The following is a 16,945-nucleotide window of genomic DNA, read 5'->3' as shown; positions in this document are numbered from 1 at the left end:
CACCCCGCACGGCTTCTGACCCGCACGACCCGCACCCCGCACCGACCCGCACCCCGCACCGACCCGCACCCCGCACCGACCCGCACCCCGCACGGACTTGTACGACCCGCACCCCGCACGGCCTCTGACCCGCACCGACTCGCACGGCCCGCACCCGCACCCTCCCGACGGCACCCTTTCCCTCTCCCGAGGAGCCCGCATGAGCACCGTCCTGGAAACCGACGAGCACAAGGACCTCAGGGCCGCCGTGTCCGCCCTGGGCAGGCGGTACGGCCGCGCCTACCTCGCCAAGGTCGTCGCGGACGGCGGCCACCCGGACGAACTCTGGTCCGAGGCGGCGAAGCTGGGCTACCTCGGCGTCAACCTCCCGGAGGAGTACGGGGGCGGGGGCGGCGGCATCGCCGAACTGTCCATCGTGCTGGAGGAGTTGGGCGCCGCCGGCTGCCCCCTGCTGATGATGGTGGTGTCACCCGCGATCTGCGGCACCGTGATCGCCCGGTTCGGCACGCCGGAGCAGAAGCGGACCTGGCTCCCCGGCCTGGCCGACGGCAGCCGCACCATGGCCTTCGGCATCACCGAACCCGACGCCGGCTCCAACAGCCACCGCATCACGACCACCGCGCGCAGGGACGGCTCGGACTGGCTGCTCACCGGCCGCAAGGTGTTCATCTCCGGGGTGGACATCGCCGACGCCACCCTGATCGTGGGCCGCGCGGAGGACGCCCGCACCGGCCGCCTCAAGCCCTGCCTGTTCATCGTCCCGCGCGACACCGAGGGCTTCGGGCGACGGGTCATCGACATGGAACTGCACAGTGCGGAGAAGCAGTTCGAGCTCACCCTGGACGATGTGCGGCTGCCCGCCGAGGCACTCGTCGGCGACGAGGACGCCGGTCTGCTCCAGCTCTTCGCGGGCCTCAACCCCGAGCGCATCATGACGGCCGCCTTCGCGATCGGCATGGGCCGCTACGCGCTCTCCACGGCGATCGCCTACGCCCGCGAGCGCACCGTCTGGAAGGAGCCCATCGGAGCCCACCAGGCCGTCGCGCACCCTCTCGCCCAGGCGCACATCGACCTGGAGCTGGCCCGGCTCATGATGCAGAAGGCGGCCCTCCTGTACGACGCGGGCGACGACGTGGGCGCCGGGGAGGCCGCCAACATGGCCAAGTACGCGGCCGCCGAGGCCTGCGTGAAGGCCGTCGACCAGTCGGTGCACACCCTCGGCGGCAACGGCCTGACCGGCGAGTTCGGCCTCGCCTCGCTCATCACGGCGTCCCGCGTGGCCCGGATCGCGCCCGTCAGCCGGGAGATGATCCTCAACTATGTGTCGCACCAGACCCTGGGCCTGCCGAAGTCCTACTAGGCACTATCTCCCGTACAGCTTCCGGCAGACCTCCGGTTCGACTCCTGGAAAGGGCCCGACATGGTGTTCCGCAGCGAGTACGAAGACGTTCCCGCCGTCGAAGAACCCATCCACGAAGCGGTGCTGGGCGGTGCCGCCGCCCGGGGCGACGCACCCGCCCTCGTCGACGGCGTGGACGGAACGACCCTCACCTACGCCCAGCTCGACACGTTCCACCGGCGGATCGCCGCCGCGCTGGCCGACCTCGGCGTCCGCAAGGGCGACGTGGTGGCCCTGCACAGCCCCAACACGGTCGCCTTCCCGGCGGCCTTCTTCGCCGCCACGCGAGCCGGGGCCTCGGTCACGACCGTGCACCCGCTCGCCACCGCCGAGGAGTTCGCCAAGCAGCTCAGGGACAGCTCCGCCGAGTGGATCATCACCGTCTCGCCCCTCCTGGAGACCGCGCGCACCGCGGCCGAACTGGCGGGCGGCGTACGGGAGATATTCGTCTGCGACCAGGCGCCGGGGCACCGGTCGCTGCTCGACATGCTGGGCTCCACGGCACCGGAACCGCAGGTCGACATCGACCCCGCCGAGGACGTGGCCGCGCTCCCGTACTCCTCCGGCACGACCGGGGTCCCCAAGGGCGTCATGCTCACCCACCGGTCGATCGCCACCAACCTGGCGCAGCTGGCGCCCACCATGCCGATGGGGCCGGGCGACCGCATCCTGGCCGTCCTGCCGTTCTTCCACATCTACGGGCTGACCGCCCTCATGAACGCCCCCCTGCGGCAGGGCGCCACCGTGGTCGTGCTGCCCCGCTTCGACCTGGACACGTTCCTCGCGGCGATCGAGAAGCACCGCATCACCGGCCTGTACGTGGCGCCGCCGATCGTCCTCGCCCTGGCCAAGCACCCGGCCGTCGAGGGGTACGACCTGTCGTCCCTGCAGTACGTCATCAGCGCCGCCGCGCCGCTGGACGCCGAACTGGCGGCGGCCTGCTCCCGGCGCCTGGGACTGCCGCCGGTCGGCCAGGCCTACGGCATGACGGAGCTGTCGCCCGGGACGCACGTCGTGCCCCTCGGCGCGCCGAACCCGCCCCCCGGCAGCGTCGGGAAGCTCATCGCCTGCACGGAGATGCGCATCGTCTCCCTGGACGACCCGGGCAAGGACGTCGGCGTCGGCGAGAGCGGCGAGATCGTCGTCCGCGGACCGCAGGTCATGAAGGGCTACCTGGGACGCCCCGAGGCCACCGCGGAGATGATCGACGGGGACGGCTGGCTGCACACCGGGGATGTCGGCCACGTCGATGCCGACGGCTGGCTGTACGTGGTCGACCGGGTCAAGGAACTCATCAAGTACAAGGGCTACCAGGTGGCGCCCGCCGAGCTGGAGGCGCTGCTGCTGACGCACCCGGGCATCGCCGACGCCGCCGTCATCGGCGTCTACGACGCCGACCACAACGAGCGGCCGCACGCCTACGTGGTGCGCCAGCCGTCGGCGGGCGGCCTCGGCGAGGAGGAGATCATGGAGTACGTCGCGGGGCGCGTCGCCCCGTACAAGAAGGTCCGCAAGGTCGTCTTCGTCGAAGGGGTGCCGAGGGCCGCCTCCGGGAAGATCCTCCGGCGGGAACTGAGGGAGCGGGCATGACCACGGTGCGGCGGTCGCACGAGCGCGGGATCACCACTCTCGCGCTCGACGCGCCCGAACGGCGCAACGCCCTGTCGGCCCGGCTCGTCGGGGACCTGGCGGAAGCGCTCACGGAGTGCGGCGAGGACGGCGACGTGCGCGCCGTCGTCCTCACCCACACCGGCAACACCTTCAGCGCGGGCGCTGACCTGCGCGATCCGCCGCACCCGGACTCCCTGGTCGCGCTTCTGCGGCAGATCGTGGAGCTGCCCCGGCCCGTCGTCGCCCGCGTCACCGGCCATGTGCGCGCGGGCGGCCTGGGACTGCTCGGGGCCTGCGACATCGCGGTGGCCTCCGACGCGGCCACCTTCGCCTTCACGGAGGTGCGCATCGGGGTGGCGCCCGCCGTGATCTCGCTCCCGCTGCTGCCGCGGCTCGACCCGCGGGCGGTGGCCCGCCACTACCTCACCGGGGAGAGGTTCGGGGCCGCCGAGGCCGCCAGGATCGGACTGGTGACGGCCGCGGGCGAGGACGCCGACGACGTGCTCGAACCCGTTCTCGACGGGTTGCGCAGATCCTCCCCGGAGGCCCTGGCCGAGACGAAACGGCTGCTCACGGCTAAGGTGCTGGACACCTTCGACCGGGAGGCGGCCGATCTGACCGCGCTCTCGGCCCGGCTGTTCTCCTCCGCGCAGGCCCGCGAGGGAATGACCGCCTTCCTCGAACGACGGGATGCCTCATGGGTGCTGTGAACGGCGCGCAGGCCGCCGAGCGCGTGCCCAAGCAGGACCGCAGCCGGGCCACCCGGCAGCGTCTGCTGGAGGCGGCCGTGGCCTGCCTGGCCGAGCACGGCTGGGCGGGCTCCACGGTCTCCGTCGTCGCCGAGCGGGCCGGTGTCTCCCGGGGCGCCGCCCAGCACCACTTCCCGACCCGCGAGGACCTCTTCACGGCGGCCGTCGAGTACGTCGCCGAGGAGCGCTCCACCGCCCTGCGAGCCCTGTTCCCCGAGGGCGCGGGGGACCGGCGGGCCGTCGTGTCCGCCCTGGTCGACCTGTTCACCGGGCCGCTCTTCCGCGCCGCGCTGCACCTGTGGGTCGCGGCCTCCAACGAGGCGCACCTGCACTCCCGCGTCACCGAGCTGGAGGGCCGGGTGGGCCGCGAGACCCACCGCATCGCCGTCGAGCTGCTGCGCGCCGACGAGTCCCGCCCCGGGGTGCGCGAGACCGTGCAGGGCTTCCTCGACATGGCACGCGGCCTCGGTCTCGCGAACCTCCTCACGGACGACGCGGGACGCCGCGACCGGGTGGTCGCCCAGTGGGCGGCCATCCTGGACACCACGCTGGACTGACCCCGCGCCCGGCGCGTCAGCCGTGTCCGCGGAGTCAGCCGTGCCCCGCCGCGTCAGCCCCGTCCCAGGCACCCGGCGCGTCCACCGCGGCGGGACCGTGCCGGCGGTGGAACCGGGCCGTCCCACCCGGTGGGCGCGGGCTCAGGGGCTGAGCCGCTCCACCCGCCACGAGCCGTCCTCGCGCGCCACGTACCGCAACCGGTCGTGCAGCCGGTTCTGCCGGCCCTGCCAGAACTCGACGGTCTGCGGGGCGACCCGGAAACCGCCCCAGTGCGGCGGCACCGGGACCTGCTCGCCCTCGGGGTGGCGCGCGGCCAGTTCGGCGTACGAGGCGTCCAGCACGGCGCGGGAGGCGACCACCTCGGACTGCGTGCTGGCCCAGGCCCCGAGCTGCGAGCCGTGCGGGCGCGTGCGGAAGTACGCGGCCGTCTCGTCGCGTCCGGTGCGCCGCGCGGTGCCGGTGACGACGACCTGCCGGGTCATCGGGTGCCACGGGAAGAGCAGGGACACGTACGGGTTGGCGGCCAGGTCGCGGGCCTTGCGGGAGCCGTAGTTCGTGAAGAAGACGAAACCGCGCTCGTCGAACTGCTTCAGGAGCACCGTGCGGGAGCCGGGCCGCCCCTCGGCGTCGGCCGTGGACACGACCATGGCGTTGGCCTCGTAGACCGCGTCCTCCGCCGCGGCCTGGGCGAACCAGTGCGCGAACTGCTCCATGGGGTGGTCGGCCAGCTCGGTCTCGTCGAGTCCCTCGGCCCGGTAGTGCTCACGCATCAACGCCGGGTCGAGGACGGGGTCACGGTCGGTCACGCGGCCATCCTGCCGTATCTCAGGGGGTGGCCGACGGCGTGGGGTTCATCACTGAGTGGCACTGAGTGCCGCGCACTCTCCCCAAAGGTGGCACCAAGGGATATCGTCCTGCTTCCGAAACGGTTGGGTGACCGCCATCCGCACGGGGCATCACCGAGGTGACGCACGGACCGCGAGTCCATGAGCGACCGCGGAACCGGACGATCATCCACGATACGGGCATATGGTCATAGGAACCCCCGCATGCCCCGAACCCCACAACGTCATCTGTCGTACACATCATGAGGAGCCGCCTGATGTCCGACTTCGTACCCGGGCTCGAGGGAGTCATCGCTTTCGAGACGGAGATCGCCGAACCGGACAAGGAGGGCGGCGCCCTGCGGTACCGGGGCGTCGACATCGAGGATCTGGTCGGCCACGTCTCCTTCGGCAACGTCTGGGGGCTCCTCGTCGACGGGGCCTTCAATCCGGGCCTGCCACCCGCCGAGCCCTTCCCGATCCCGGTCCACTCCGGCGACATCAGGGTGGACGTGCAGTCCGCCCTCGCCATGCTGGCCCCCGTCTGGGGCCTCAAGCCGCTTCTCGACATCGACGAGCGGCAGGCCCGCGCGGACCTCGCCCGCGCCGCGGTCATGGCCCTCTCGTACGTCGCCCAGTCCGCCCGCGGCCAGGGCCTGCCGATGGTCCCGCAGCGGGAGATCGACAAGGCGCAGTCCGTCGTCGAGCGCTTCATGATCCGCTGGCGCGGCGAGCCGGACCCCAAGCACGTGGCGGCGGTCGACGCCTACTGGACGTCGGCGGCCGAGCACGGAATGAACGCGTCCACCTTCACGGCCCGCGTCATCGCGTCCACGGGCGCGGACGTGGCCGCGGCCCTCTCCGGCGCGGTCGGCGCGATGTCCGGCCCGCTGCACGGCGGCGCCCCCTCCCGGGTCCTCGGCATGATCGAGGAGATCGAGCGCACGGGCGACGCCGACGCGTACGTCAGGCAGGCCCTGGACAAGGGCGAGCGGCTGATGGGCTTCGGCCACCGCGTGTACCGGGCCGAGGACCCGCGGGCGCGCGTGCTGCGCCGCACCGCCCGGGAGCTCGGCGCACCCCGTTTCGAGATCGCCGAGGCACTGGAGAAGGCCGCGCTCGCCGAGCTGCACGCCCGCCGCCCCGACCGCGTCCTGGCGACGAACGTCGAGTTCTGGGCCGCCATCGTCCTCGACTTCGCCGAGGTGCCGGCCCACATGTTCACCTCGATGTTCACCTGCGCGCGCACCGCGGGCTGGTCCGCGCACATCCTGGAGCAGAAGCGCACCGGACGCCTCGTCCGGCCGTCCGCGCGTTATGTCGGCCCCGGTACGCGCAACCCGCGCGAGATCGCCGGCTACGAGGACATCGCGCACTGAGCGTGCAGCCGCCGGGCCCGGTGCGTGCGCCGGGCCCGGCCGCACGTCCTCACGCGGGGACCAGCAGCTCCGCGTGGTGCCGGGCCGCGACCAGCGGGTGGGCCCGGAGCTTGCCCTTCAGCTCGTTGCGGCCGTACTCGGCGAAGAGCGGATTGGCCGGATCGCCGGTCACGCCGGGGGCCGCGGTCGCGTACGGGAACGGCAGCGGATCCGTGCGGGCGTCGAGCCGCGGGTTGTAGAAGAACGGCACGGAGAAGCGCTCGGTGGCGCCGGGCGGGCTGACGACCCGGTGGTTGGTGGCGAGGAGGTAGCCGTTCGTCGCCACTTCGAGCAGTTCGCCGAGGTTCACCACGAAGGCGCCGGACACCGGCGGGACGTCGTGGAACAGCCCGTCCGCCCGCTGCACCTGGAGCCCGCCCACCCGGTCCTGCAGCAGCAGCGTCAGGAACCCGTAGTCCTTGTGCGCCCCGACGCCCTGGTCCGCACCGTCCCCGGAGCTGCCCGGGTAGCGGACCAGCTTCAGATGCGGGTGGGCCCGCTCCCCGAAGACGGGGTCGTAGAAGTCCGCGGGCGCGCCGATCGCGGCGAGCAGCTCGCGCAGCAGCCGGGCGGCGACGGAACTCAGCCGGTCGATCCAGCCCAGCGCGGCGGTCCGCAGCTCGGGCAGCGCGGCGGGCCACTGGTTCGGCCCCTGCAGCCACCAGTACGCGGGCTCACCGGGCAGCGGGACCCGGGCGGGCCGCTCGGCGCCTATGTCGAGCTGGTCGCGCCAGTCCCGGCTGCCGCCGGTGCGCTCGTCCCCGGTGCGCGTGTAGCCGCGGAAGTGGGGCGAGTTGACGTTGTCGAGCGCGAGCCGGTCGGCCTCCGGGAGCGCGAAGAAGCGGTGCGTCACGTCGAGCAGGGCGGAGGTCTCGGCCTCGCTCACCCCGTGCCCGACGAGCTGGAAGAACCCCACGTCGTGGGCGGCGCTGTGCAACTGCGCGTGCAGCAGGGCACGGGCCTGCGGGCCGCGCCCGGCGGCGGAGAGGTCGATGATCGGGAGCTGCTGGTACGACGGATTCGTCGACGTGTTCGTCATGGTGTGCGTCCGCGTGGGTACGGGTCCCGCGCTGCCGCCGGGGTGGGGCGGGGGCCGCGGGTGCCGGATGGGATGGAGCGGGGCCGAGGTCAGGCGGAGCGCCGACAGCCCGTGCTCGTGACACGCACGTAGTCCACGTGCCGGCGTCGAACGAGGGGAACCATGCGGCCAGCGTACTGCGGAAAGCGCCACCTGCCTGTGGCCCGGATCACCGGACCCGAGAAGCACGGCGGACGGCCGGCGGGGGCGGGGCGCGAGGAGGCGGCGGCCCGGGAGGCGGCGCACGGCCGGCCTCCGCACGCAGACGACCCGCGAGCTCGGGATCCCTCCGGGGAGGGAGCCGGCCGGACGTACCGGCGAACTCGCGGGTCGGGTGACTGCTGGGATTGGGCCGGCTGCGCGCAGGTCTCGCGCGCTGGTCCGGCACCGCACTCGGTGTGGTGGCGGGCCGCTAGCCCGCAGTCACCTCACGCGTCCGGTATGTGTACATCTGCCGAACCACCTCCCTTCGTGTGTGCACCACAGCCTAGGAAACCCGGCGGAGGCGCTCAAGGGATTTTCCGAGACCTTGACGGCCGGGGCGCGCGCGTGGGTCCGCGGGTCCCGCGGGCAGGCTCCCCGGAAGGCCGGAGCACGAGGTCGGAGCGCCGCGCACAACGATTTCCCCAATCTTGCGGGAACCCGATGTGGGCTGCGTCACGTTCGAGTTGAATGATTCCCAGTGAGTGATTCGTAGTGAGTGAAGAGACGCGCGGACGCGCCGCGCTGGACACGCCGACACGGCCTGCAGGGGGTGCCAGGTGAGTGCTTCCCGGCGTAGTGGGACCACGGACGAACTCGGGCCGCAGGAGCCCGAGCGGGACGGGGCCGATCTGCTCGCCGCTCTGCTCGACGGGATGGACGCCGCGCTGTGCGCGTTCGACGCCGACGGAGTGGTGACGCACTGGAACCGCGAGGCCGAGCGGATCCTCGGCTGGACCGCCGCCGAGGCGGTGGGACGGCGCGGCTTCGCCGACTGGGCCGTCCGGAGCGCGGACGCCGGGGAGGTCGAGGGCAGACTGCTGTCCGCGATGCGGGCCCCGGGGCGGCAGGTGCACGAGTTCGCGCTGCTGACCAAGGAGGGCGGCCGGGTGCTCGTACGCACCCAGTCGGCGGCCGTGCCGGGACCCGGAGGCAAGCCCGCCGGGGTGTACTGCGCCTTCAGCGAGGTGCACGCGCAGATCGACCTGGAGCGTTCGATCGCGCTCAGCGAGGCGCTCTTCGACGACGCCTCGTGGGGTGTCGTGCTCGTCGACGCGGACCTGCGGCCCGCCGTCGTCAACGCCCACGCGGCACGCGCCCTCGGGACGGGCCGCACGGCCGTCCTGGGCCGCCCGCTCGGCGAGCTGCTCGCGCAGGGTGTGGAGGAGCTGGAGAGCGCGCTGACCCATGTGCTCGCCGAGGGCGCGCCGCCGGCGCCCGCCGAGATGTGGGTGGCCGTGCGCACGGCGGAGGGCGAGCAGCGGCGCTGCTGGCGCAGCGGCTTCCTGCGGCTGGCCTCGCCCCTCACGGAGGAGCCCGTACCGCTGGGCGTGGGGTGGCTCTTCCAGGATGTGACCGAGAGCAAGCAGGCCGAGCAGGAGGCGGCGCTGCTGCGGTTCAGGAGCAACCAGCTGCACCGGGCCGCGCGCGCCGCGGCCGAGTGCGAGGACCCGGGGGAGGCGGCCTCCGTCCACCTGGAGTTCGCGCTGGCCGGTTTCGCCGACCACGCCCTGATCGACCGGGTGGCGGGGGCGGCCCGGCCCGACGGCGAGGGGCCCCCGCGGTTCGTCCGCGCCGCCGCCACACCGTCGGGGGCGCCGGGCCCGGGCCTGCCCGGCTACCGCGCGGGCCTGCCGGTGCGGTACACGCAGGGGCACCCGGCGCTCCAGTGCGCCGAGCGGATCGGTTCCGTACGGGCCTCGGCGGGGTCGGCCCACTCCGAACGCACCCGTGAGTGGGCCCTCGCCCGCCAGTGGCCGGCCGACTCCGTGCACGCCCTGTGCGCCGTCCTGCGCAGCCGGGGCCGGACCCTGGGCGTCGTCACGTTCCTGCGCGGAGCGAGCCGGGCCCGGTTCGAGCGGGCCGACGCGATGTACGCGGAGGACGTCGCGGTGCGGATCGCGACGGCCCTGGACCTGGCCGAGACCCTGGAGCGGCCGGGCTGACGGCCCGCCGGCGCCCCCCGGCGGGCGGGACTGCGGCGACCGGCCGCGGCAGCGGCGACGGGGGGCCGGTGCCGACGGCGGCCGCAGCAGTGGCGGCGGTGGTTGCGGCCGGAGCCGCCGGGCGGCGGGCTCAGCGCCGGTAGAAGATCCGGTCCGCGTACTCCTCGAAGACGCGCGCGTTCCATTCGAGGCCGCCGTCGACGTTCCCCGAGCGCAGCATCGGCGGCTCGATCCCGCGCTCCGCCAGCGTGCCCGCCGCCGTGGCCATGACGGCCTGGAGGAGCGCCGAGGTGACGACCGTGGACGCGGGGGCGAAGGGCGCCGGGATGCTGTCGAGGGTGAGTTCCGCGTCGCCGAGCGCGATCTTCGAGTCGAGGACGACGTCGCAGTGGTCCTTGAGGAACGTCCCCGACGGGTTCCGCGAGGTGGTCCCGGTGGCGTACGCGACCGAGGTGACCCCGATGACCTTGAGGCCCAGCGCGCGGGCGTGCGTCGCCATCTCGACGGGCAGGGTGTTGCGTCCGGAGAGGGAGACGATCACCAGGACGTCGCCCGCCCGGACCGGGGCGCTGTCGAGCACGGCGCCCGCGAGGCCGTCGACCCGCTCCAGGGCCGACCCCAGGGTGGCGGGCATGACGTCCACGCCCACGGCTCCCGGGACGGCGAGCAGGTTCATCAGCGCGAGGCCGCCCGCCCGGTAGACCAGGTCCTGCGCGGCCAGCGAGGAGTGCCCGGCACCGAAGGCGAACAGCCGGCCGCCGCCCGCGACGGCGTCCGCGACGATCGTCCCGGCCGCCTCGATCGCCCCGGCCTCCTCGTCGCGGACCCGCTGCAGCAGGCCGATCGCGGCGTCGAAGAACTGCCCGGCCAGCTTGCTGTCGCTCATCGGCGAAACCTCTCGTCGTATACGCGGCGCACCACGGTCCGGCACCCTCGGCGGCCTGTGTCGCGGATCACGTTGCGGTCTGGACCAGTGCCCTGTCAATACGGCCCGGGGGGCGCCCGGCGGGTCCGCGGGAGCCCGCGCCCGCCCAGCCCGGGGCCGGTTCGCGCGGGCCGTGCGGACGGTCGTCATGACGTGGTTTCACCGGCGCGGCACGGTTGTCGGTGGGATGCGTCAGAATTGGTGCCAGGGCCAGCGCACACGCCGGTGAGCCACTCAGCCTCCGGCAGAGCTAATCGAGGGGCACGTATGTCCGGACTGATCGACACCACGGAGATGTATCTCCGCACCATCCTCGAGCTGGAGGAGGAAGGTGTGGTCCCCATGCGCGCCCGGATCGCCGAGCGGCTCGACCAGAGCGGGCCGACGGTCAGCCAGACGGTGGCGCGGATGGAGCGCGACGGCCTGGTGGCGGTCGCCAGCGACCGGCACCTGGAGCTCACCGAGGAAGGGCGCCGGCTGGCGACGCGCGTCATGCGCAAGCACCGCCTCGCCGAGTGCCTGCTCGTCGACGTGATCGGACTGGAGTGGGAGCAGGTGCACGCCGAGGCGTGCCGCTGGGAGCACGTGATGAGCGAGGCGGTCGAGCGGCGTGTGCTCGAACTGCTGCGCCACCCCACGGAGTCGCCGTACGGCAACCCGATCCCGGGTCTTGAGGAGCTGGGCGAGAAGGACGGCGCGGACCCGTTCCTCGACGAGGGCATGGTCTCGCTGGCGGACCTCGACCCCGGGCTGGACGGCAAGACGGTCGTCGTCCGCCGCATCGGCGAGCCGATCCAGACGGACGCGCAGCTCATGTACACGCTGCGGCGGGCGGGCGTGCAGCCCGGCTCCGTGGTCAGTGTGACGGAGTCGCCCGGCGGTGTGCTGGTGGGCAGCGGCGGCGAGGCGGCGGAGCTCGAGTCCGAGGTCGCGTCCCACGTGTTCGTCGCCAAGAGGTAGGACGCACGCTGCCGGTGCCGGGGCACCGGCAGGGCGGCACCCGGACGCGGTCGGCGTGCCGGGGAGCCCCTGGAAGGAGCCTGGGATTCCCGGAAGGCGCCCGGGAGGGCGCCGGAGGGGGCGGCGGAACCGGTCGCACGGTCCTTTCGTGCCTCTGAGCGGAACCGGTCGCACGGTCCTTTCGTGCCCCTGAGCGGGACCGGTCGTGCGCCGCGCGTGCGGGACGGCGCACGCGCTTCGGGAGCGCCCCCGGCGCTCTCGTCGCGCGACCGGCTCACGACGTCAACTCCCGTCACATCCATCCCAGTTGCCCCACCTCCGCGTTCCCCGGGAAACGAAGATTCAGTGCGCGGAATTGCAGCGGCCGAGCCGTTTGCGTGCAAGGCTGTCGCGAGAGGCATATGACCTGAGGGCTCTTGACCGCGGCGGCAGCGGCGCCGGCGCGCGGTCGGGGAGGGGGCGGGAGGATGTGCCGCAGACGTGAGGAGGGCCCCGGCGCCCTGAGGCGCCGGGGCCTGTCCTCCCCTGTTCCGACCCGGAGCCCCGAGCTCCCAGGGTCGACCCCTGCGGACCGTTTTCCCCGAGCGGCCCGCCTCCCGTTGAAGATCTCCCCTCGGCGGCGGCGATCAATCCTTGAGCGAGGTCACTCGAACGAGGGGTGTTGCCGCCGCAGACCCCATTCTCGAAAGCTCATTCGATAGCGTGTGGGTGATGAACGCGCTACGGATGGCGCAGGAGCAACCAGCAGGAGCAGCGGTACGACGAGCGGTACGAGCGAGCCGGCCGGCTCAGCGGGTCGAACCGGCCGATCGGATCAAGGGGGGTGCCAACGTATGGTGCGGCGCATCGACGTGACCGGTGCGGGTGGCGTTCGCCTGGCCGCCTGGGAGTTCGCCGATCCTCCCAAGCCCAGGACCGGGGAGAGCGAGCCGGCGCCCGGAGTGCTGTTACTGCACGGACTCATGGGACGCGCCTCGCACTGGGCGTCCACCGCCCGCTGGCTCTCCGAGCGGCACCGCGCCGTCGCGCTAGACCAGCGCGGACACGGCCAGAGCGACAAGCCGCCGGCGACGGAGTACACCCGCGGCGCGTACGTGGAGGACGCCGAGGCCGCCCTCGAACAGCTCGGGCTCGCACCGGCCGTCCTGATCGGCCATGCGATGGGCGCCCTGACGGCCTGGCAGCTGGCGGCCAAGCGCCCCGACCTCGTGCACGGCCTGATCATCTGCGACATGCGGGCCTCCGCGCTCGGCGCGGCCTCGCAGCGCGAGTGGACGGACTGGTTCAAGGCGTGGCCCGTCCCGTTCGCCACGCTCGCGGACGTACGGAAGTGGTTCGGCGAGGACGACCCCTGGGTGGAGCGGCCCAATCCGGCGCGCGGCGAGTTCTACGCGGAGGTGATGGCCGAGTCGGAGGACGGCTGGCGCCCCGTCTTCGACCCGGGGCAGATGCTCAAGTCCCGGGAGACCTGGGTGTACGACGCGCACTGGGAGGAGCTGGCGCAGGTCCGCTGCCCGGCACTCGTCGTCCGCGGCCTCGACGGCGAACTGGGCAGGGCCGAGTCCCAGGAGATGGTCAGGGTCCTGCCCCGCGGCAAGTACGCGGAGGTCGCCGACGCGGGCCATCTCGTGCACTACGACCGGCCCGACGCGTGGCGTGCCGCCGTCGAACCGTTCCTCGACGGCGTGCTCACGTCCTGAGCCCCGCCGGCGTCACCCCTTGCTGACCGCCGCGAGGATCTCGGGAAGCCGCCGCGCGGTCCGCGGCGCGGCGAGCCGCAGCCCCGCGAAGGTGACCAGCGCGCCGTACGCGGTCCCGACCGGCAGCAGCAGCCACGTCCGGCTCCCGCCGTCCGGCGAGACGTTCAGCCACACGGTGAGCGCGATGACGGGCGCGCAGAGCAGGGCCGCCGCCACCATGCCGCCGAAGATGGAGATCCAGGCCAGGCCGGCCTGCCCGGGAGCCACGTTCTTGTGGCCCTCCTGCGGGATCGAGTACGGGAAGCGCGCCGAGGACCAGGCGCCGGTCGCCAGCATCGCGCCGAGCAGCGCGAAGGACAGGCCCAGCGCCTCGGGCAGGGCGGCCCAGTCGCCGAGCAGCGCCGTCGTCAGGACGGTCACCAGCGTCGCGTACGGAAGGGTGACCACCAGCAGCGCCAGGGCCCGCGCGCGCAGTTCGGCGTACGCGTCGGCCGTGGACGAGATCGTCATCGCGACCATCCAGAACGCGGACGTGTCCTGGCCGAACTGGTTGTACATCTGGATGCCGAGCATGCCCGCGGCGAAGCAGGCGAAGTAGATCGAGCCGGTCCCCTGCAGTGCGTTGAACACCGGCACGATCAGGCCGATGGCCAGCGAGGTCGCCCAGGCGGCCTTCGTCTTCGGGTCCCGCCACACGTACCGCAGGCTGCGTTCCATGACCGTGCCGGTGCGCCCGGCCGGCAGCAGTCCGCCGAGCCCCGACGACCGGCTGCCCGCGTCGCGCCCGGAAGCGGCGGCCTGGATCGTCGAACCGTCCGGCGAGGTCATCAGCCGGGTCAGGCTCCGCCGCCAGGAGGACAGCAGCGCGGCCAGCGCCCCGGCGGTGAGCGCGAGCTGGGCGGCGGCCGTGGCGTACGCGCCCCCGCTCACGGAGTCCACCGCGCCGAGGGCCGACGCGGGCGGCACCCAGCGCAGCACGTCCACCACCGGGTCCAGCGCGGACAGGCTGGACGAACCCAGGCGCTGCGCGCCGAAGTTCACGAGCTGCGCGCCCACGGCGATCACCAGGCCGCTCAGGACCGCCAGGTCACGTCCCTTCCGGCTGGTCAGCAGCCGGAGGTTGGCGGTCGCTACGGCACGCGCGAGGGCCACGCACAGGAGGAGGGAGAGCGCGACCGCGACCACGCCGGTGGCGTACGCGGCGGCACCGTGCGCCGTCGAGACCACCGAACCCACGAGCAGGCACAGCGTGAACAGGGGCCCTATGCCCACCAGTGAGGCCACCAGCAGCGCGCGCACCAGGGGGCGCGGGCGCAGCGGCAGCATCACCAGACGGGTCGCGTCGAGCGTCTCGTCGCCGCCGGGGAAGAACAGCGGCATCACGGCCCAGCCGAGCCCGAGCACCGCGGTGAGCAGGACCGTCACGTTCACCGCGTGCGCGTTGCCGCGCAGCGCGATCAGCCCGAGGAGCTGGAGCGCGGCGAACAGCAGCACGACGACGAGCGAGGCCACGTACGCGGCCCGCCGCCCGGACGACCGCCGCAGCCCGTTGCGCAGCAGGGACAGCTTCAGCCGTACGAACACGGGGGTGACCGACGCCGAGGGGACGGGCGACATCGGGAGGGGCGACATCGGGACGGGTGCCGCGGGCCCTTCGCTCATCGGGCCCCGCCGCCCAGCCAGTCGAGGTCGGTGCCGCTCGCGCGGTCGCCCGCCCCGACGAGTTCGAGGAACGCCTGCTGGAGGGAGGGCGCGGTGCCGCGGACCTCGGCGAGCGGGCCCTGTGCGCGGATGCGGCCCGCCGCCATCACGGCGACCCAGTCGCAGAGCGACTCGACGAGTTCCATCACGTGGGAGGAGAAGACGACGGTCGCGCCCGAGGCGGTGTACCGCTCCAGGACCCCGCGGATCGTCTGCGCGGAGACCGGGTCGACCCCCTCGAACGGCTCGTCGAGGAAGAGCACTTCGGGGTTGTGCAGCAGGGCGGCCGCCAGGCCGATCTTCTTGCGCATGCCCGTCGAGTAGTCGACGACCAGTTTGTGCTGGGCGCCGGCGAGGTCGAGCACGTCGAGGAGCTGCGTGGCCCGCTTGTCGACCTCGGCGCCCGGGAGTCCGCGCAACCTGCCGGTGTAGGCGAGCAGTTCACGGCCCGAGAGCCGGTCGAAGAGGCGCAGCCCCTCGGGCAGCACGCCGATCCGCGCCTTGACCTCCGCGGGGTCGTGCCACACGTCGTGCCCGACCACCTCGACGGTCCCGTGGTCGGGCCGCAGCAGTCCGGTCACCATCGACAGCGTGGTCGTCTTCCCCGCCCCGTTGGGGCCGACGAGCCCGATGAACTGCCCCGCGGGCAGCTCCAGATCGATCCCGGCGACGGCCACCTGCCCCCCGAACCGCTTCCAGAGCCCCTGCACGCGCACGGCCACAGCACCCACCCGTACTCCTTCCGCCATGCCTGAGCACGATACGGGGCGCAGGGAGCGCGGGAACCGGTACGCCCGGCCCGGAGCGGAACCCCGTGCCCCGGGGGCCGCGGCTCCCGGGCTTCAGGGGCCCCACGGCACCGAACGGCATGGGCGCGAGGCGGGCACCGCGGCCCGCGTCCGCCGGGGCGTCAGCGCCGCGCGTCCCGGCCGCAGGCGTAGGCGAGCGGCGAGATCAGCTCCTCCGCGTCCGGCAGCCACCGGTTCGCGGGAGTGGGCCGGCAGGCCCACTGCACCGCCCCGTGCGCCCCGTAGCGCGTGGGCGGCGCGGCCACGTACGTCCCCTCGCCGAGCACCTCCAGATCCAGGGAGGCGAGTGGCCACCCCAGCTTGCGCACCAGGTCGGGCACCTTCGCCCCGGCGCCCGGCAGCACGAAGAACTGCATGCGCCGGTCCGGGGTGCACGTGACGGGCCCGAGCGTCAGCTCCATGCGGTGCATCCGGGCGAGCGCGAGGAAGCCGGCCGTCTCGGGGACGTCGATCGCGTCGAAGGTGCGGCCCGTGGGCAGCAGGATGGACGCGGACGGCTGTTTCGCCCACAGCCTGCGAGCGACGGTCGCACTCCCCGTGGCCTGCGTCGCCCAGTCCTCGCGCGCCGGGTGCGCGCCGGGTACGGCGCACGCGGGATCGCCGCACGAACAGCGCTGCACCCCGTCGACGGCTTCCAGCCACGTGCCGGGGAACACGTCCCAATGGCGCTCCTCGGCGTAGCGCACGGCGGTGTCCTGCAGCGATTCGCCACGCTGCTTCGGGATCTGGGCGGTCTCGGTGCCTGCGATCGTCTCTTCCACGCCCACTCAACTCCCGCGTCCACCTCGGGTTACGGGCTCACCCGCGCGCGGGGGAGGAGCATCGATTCCACACATGGGGCGCATGGATGCATGTGTGGGGGCGCGCACGGGCAGCGGCAGCGGGGTGTGGGTAGCCATCGGTGGGGTGGGCGACAGCCTTTACTCCGGCAATCCTCGCATGTCTCGCATCTTCGGTATGTCCGCGGGGCATTGATCTTCGAGGCCGGATCCTTTCGTTCCTCCGCACGGACGCGGGGGCGCGGGTGCGGCCGCTGAGGACTCGTCAACTCGGTGCGCGGGCAGGC

The 16,945-nt window shown here is 73.4% G+C and carries 14 protein-coding genes; 8 read left to right on the top strand and 6 right to left on the bottom strand.

Annotated features, from left to right (window positions below):
* Nucleotides 1-199: 199 nt before the first annotated feature.
* The 4 genes from IE265_RS05855 (at nt 200) to IE265_RS05840 (ending at nt 4,316) form a co-directional block, all read left to right on the top strand.
* Nucleotides 200-1,360, top strand: coding sequence for an acyl-CoA dehydrogenase family protein (locus tag IE265_RS05855; RefSeq protein ID WP_190034269.1), 1,161 nt, complete (start codon nt 200-202; stop codon nt 1,358-1,360).
* A 63-nt stretch (nt 1,361-1,423) separates the two neighbouring features.
* Nucleotides 1,424-2,989, top strand: coding sequence for a 4-coumarate--CoA ligase family protein (locus tag IE265_RS05850; RefSeq protein WP_190034461.1), 1,566 nt, complete (start codon nt 1,424-1,426; stop codon nt 2,987-2,989).
* The gene (locus tag IE265_RS05845; RefSeq protein WP_190034268.1) at nt 2,986-3,720 is read left to right on the top strand and encodes an enoyl-CoA hydratase family protein; all 735 of its coding nucleotides are present in this window, start codon (nt 2,986-2,988) and stop codon (nt 3,718-3,720) included. The genes IE265_RS05850 and IE265_RS05845 overlap by 4 nt, the downstream gene beginning before the upstream one ends.
* Nucleotides 3,708-4,316 carry a TetR/AcrR family transcriptional regulator gene (locus IE265_RS05840; protein ID WP_190034267.1) on the top strand — a complete coding sequence of 203 codons (609 nt, stop codon included), beginning with the start codon at nt 3,708-3,710 and terminating at the stop codon, nt 4,314-4,316. The genes IE265_RS05845 and IE265_RS05840 overlap by 13 nt, the downstream gene beginning before the upstream one ends.
* 141 nt (nt 4,317-4,457) lie before the next feature.
* Here IE265_RS05840 and pdxH read toward each other — a convergent pair whose 3' ends face one another.
* On the bottom strand, nt 4,458-5,123 hold the full coding sequence (gene pdxH / locus IE265_RS05835) for a pyridoxamine 5'-phosphate oxidase (protein ID WP_190034266.1): 666 nt from the start codon (nt 5,121-5,123) through the stop codon (nt 4,458-4,460).
* Nucleotides 5,124-5,419: 296 nt separating this feature from the next.
* On the opposite strand from pdxH, the gene IE265_RS05830 reads away from it, so the two are divergent.
* A complete protein-coding gene (locus IE265_RS05830; RefSeq protein WP_190034265.1) occupies nt 5,420-6,520 on the top strand; it encodes a citrate synthase 2 in 1,101 nt (366 codons plus the stop codon).
* Nucleotides 6,521-6,569: 49 nt separating this feature from the next.
* On the opposite strand, the gene IE265_RS05825 is transcribed toward IE265_RS05830, so the two are convergent.
* The gene (locus IE265_RS05825; RefSeq protein ID WP_190034264.1) at nt 6,570-7,598 is read right to left on the bottom strand and encodes an isopenicillin N synthase family dioxygenase; all 1,029 of its coding nucleotides are present in this window, start codon (nt 7,596-7,598) and stop codon (nt 6,570-6,572) included.
* Nucleotides 7,599-8,398: 800 nt separating this feature from the next.
* On the opposite strand from IE265_RS05825, the gene IE265_RS05820 reads away from it, so the two are divergent.
* Nucleotides 8,399-9,784 carry a PAS domain-containing protein gene (locus tag IE265_RS05820; RefSeq protein WP_190034263.1) on the top strand — a complete coding sequence of 462 codons (1,386 nt, stop codon included), beginning with the start codon at nt 8,399-8,401 and terminating at the stop codon, nt 9,782-9,784.
* A gap of 130 nt (nt 9,785-9,914) precedes the next feature.
* Here IE265_RS05820 and IE265_RS05815 read toward each other — a convergent pair whose 3' ends face one another.
* Nucleotides 9,915-10,670: an SIS domain-containing protein gene (locus IE265_RS05815; protein ID WP_190034262.1), complete on the bottom strand. Its 756-nt coding sequence runs from the start codon at nt 10,668-10,670 to the stop codon at nt 9,915-9,917.
* A 306-nt stretch (nt 10,671-10,976) separates the two neighbouring features.
* Between IE265_RS05815 and IE265_RS05810 the strand changes: the two genes are divergently transcribed.
* Nucleotides 10,977-11,669: an iron-dependent transcriptional repressor DtxR gene (locus IE265_RS05810; protein WP_190034261.1), complete on the top strand. Its 693-nt coding sequence runs from the start codon at nt 10,977-10,979 to the stop codon at nt 11,667-11,669.
* Nucleotides 11,670-12,502: 833 nt separating this feature from the next.
* Nucleotides 12,503-13,369 (top strand): alpha/beta fold hydrolase, encoded by an 867-nt coding sequence (locus IE265_RS05805; RefSeq protein WP_190034260.1) that lies wholly within the window; start codon nt 12,503-12,505, stop codon nt 13,367-13,369.
* A 12-nt stretch (nt 13,370-13,381) separates the two neighbouring features.
* Here IE265_RS05805 and IE265_RS05800 read toward each other — a convergent pair whose 3' ends face one another.
* The 3 genes from IE265_RS05800 to IE265_RS05790 form a co-directional block, all read right to left on the bottom strand.
* Nucleotides 13,382-15,001 carry a transporter gene (locus IE265_RS05800; RefSeq protein WP_373302905.1) on the bottom strand — a complete coding sequence of 540 codons (1,620 nt, stop codon included), beginning with the start codon at nt 14,999-15,001 and terminating at the stop codon, nt 13,382-13,384.
* Between the two features lie 26 nt (nt 15,002-15,027).
* Nucleotides 15,028-15,819 (bottom strand): ABC transporter ATP-binding protein, encoded by a 792-nt coding sequence (locus IE265_RS05795; protein WP_190034259.1) that lies wholly within the window; start codon nt 15,817-15,819, stop codon nt 15,028-15,030.
* A gap of 161 nt (nt 15,820-15,980) precedes the next feature.
* Nucleotides 15,981-16,640, bottom strand: coding sequence for a bifunctional DNA primase/polymerase (locus IE265_RS05790; RefSeq protein WP_190034258.1), 660 nt, complete (start codon nt 16,638-16,640; stop codon nt 15,981-15,983).
* Nucleotides 16,641-16,945: the final 305 nt, after the last annotated feature.

The organism is Streptomyces fructofermentans, assembly GCF_014651055.1.
Lineage (GTDB): Bacteria > Actinomycetota > Actinomycetes > Streptomycetales > Streptomycetaceae > Streptomyces > Streptomyces fructofermentans.
Note: the sequence above shows the minus strand (reverse complement) of the source record. Positions and strands in the feature narration are given on the sequence as shown.

Excerpts from the sequence above, each read along its gene's own strand:
- IE265_RS05855 (WP_190034269.1), top strand. The coding sequence starts at position 200 with ATGAGCACCGTCCTGGAAACCGACGAGCACAAGGACCTCAGGGCCGCC.
- IE265_RS05845 (WP_190034268.1), top strand. The coding sequence starts at position 2,986 with ATGACCACGGTGCGGCGGTCGCACGAGCGCGGGATCACCACTCTCGCG.
- IE265_RS05840 (WP_190034267.1), top strand. The coding sequence starts at position 3,708 with ATGGGTGCTGTGAACGGCGCGCAGGCCGCCGAGCGCGTGCCCAAGCAG.
- IE265_RS05830 (WP_190034265.1), top strand. The coding sequence starts at position 5,420 with ATGTCCGACTTCGTACCCGGGCTCGAGGGAGTCATCGCTTTCGAGACG.
- IE265_RS05825 (WP_190034264.1), bottom strand. The coding sequence starts at position 7,598 with ATGACGAACACGTCGACGAATCCGTCGTACCAGCAGCTCCCGATCATC.
- IE265_RS05815 (WP_190034262.1), bottom strand. The coding sequence starts at position 10,670 with ATGAGCGACAGCAAGCTGGCCGGGCAGTTCTTCGACGCCGCGATCGGC.
- IE265_RS05810 (WP_190034261.1), top strand. The coding sequence starts at position 10,977 with ATGTCCGGACTGATCGACACCACGGAGATGTATCTCCGCACCATCCTC.
- IE265_RS05805 (WP_190034260.1), top strand. The coding sequence starts at position 12,503 with ATGGTGCGGCGCATCGACGTGACCGGTGCGGGTGGCGTTCGCCTGGCC.
- IE265_RS05800 (WP_373302905.1), bottom strand. The coding sequence starts at position 15,001 with ATGTCGCCCCTCCCGATGTCGCCCGTCCCCTCGGCGTCGGTCACCCCC.
- IE265_RS05795 (WP_190034259.1), bottom strand. The coding sequence starts at position 15,819 with ATGGCGGAAGGAGTACGGGTGGGTGCTGTGGCCGTGCGCGTGCAGGGG.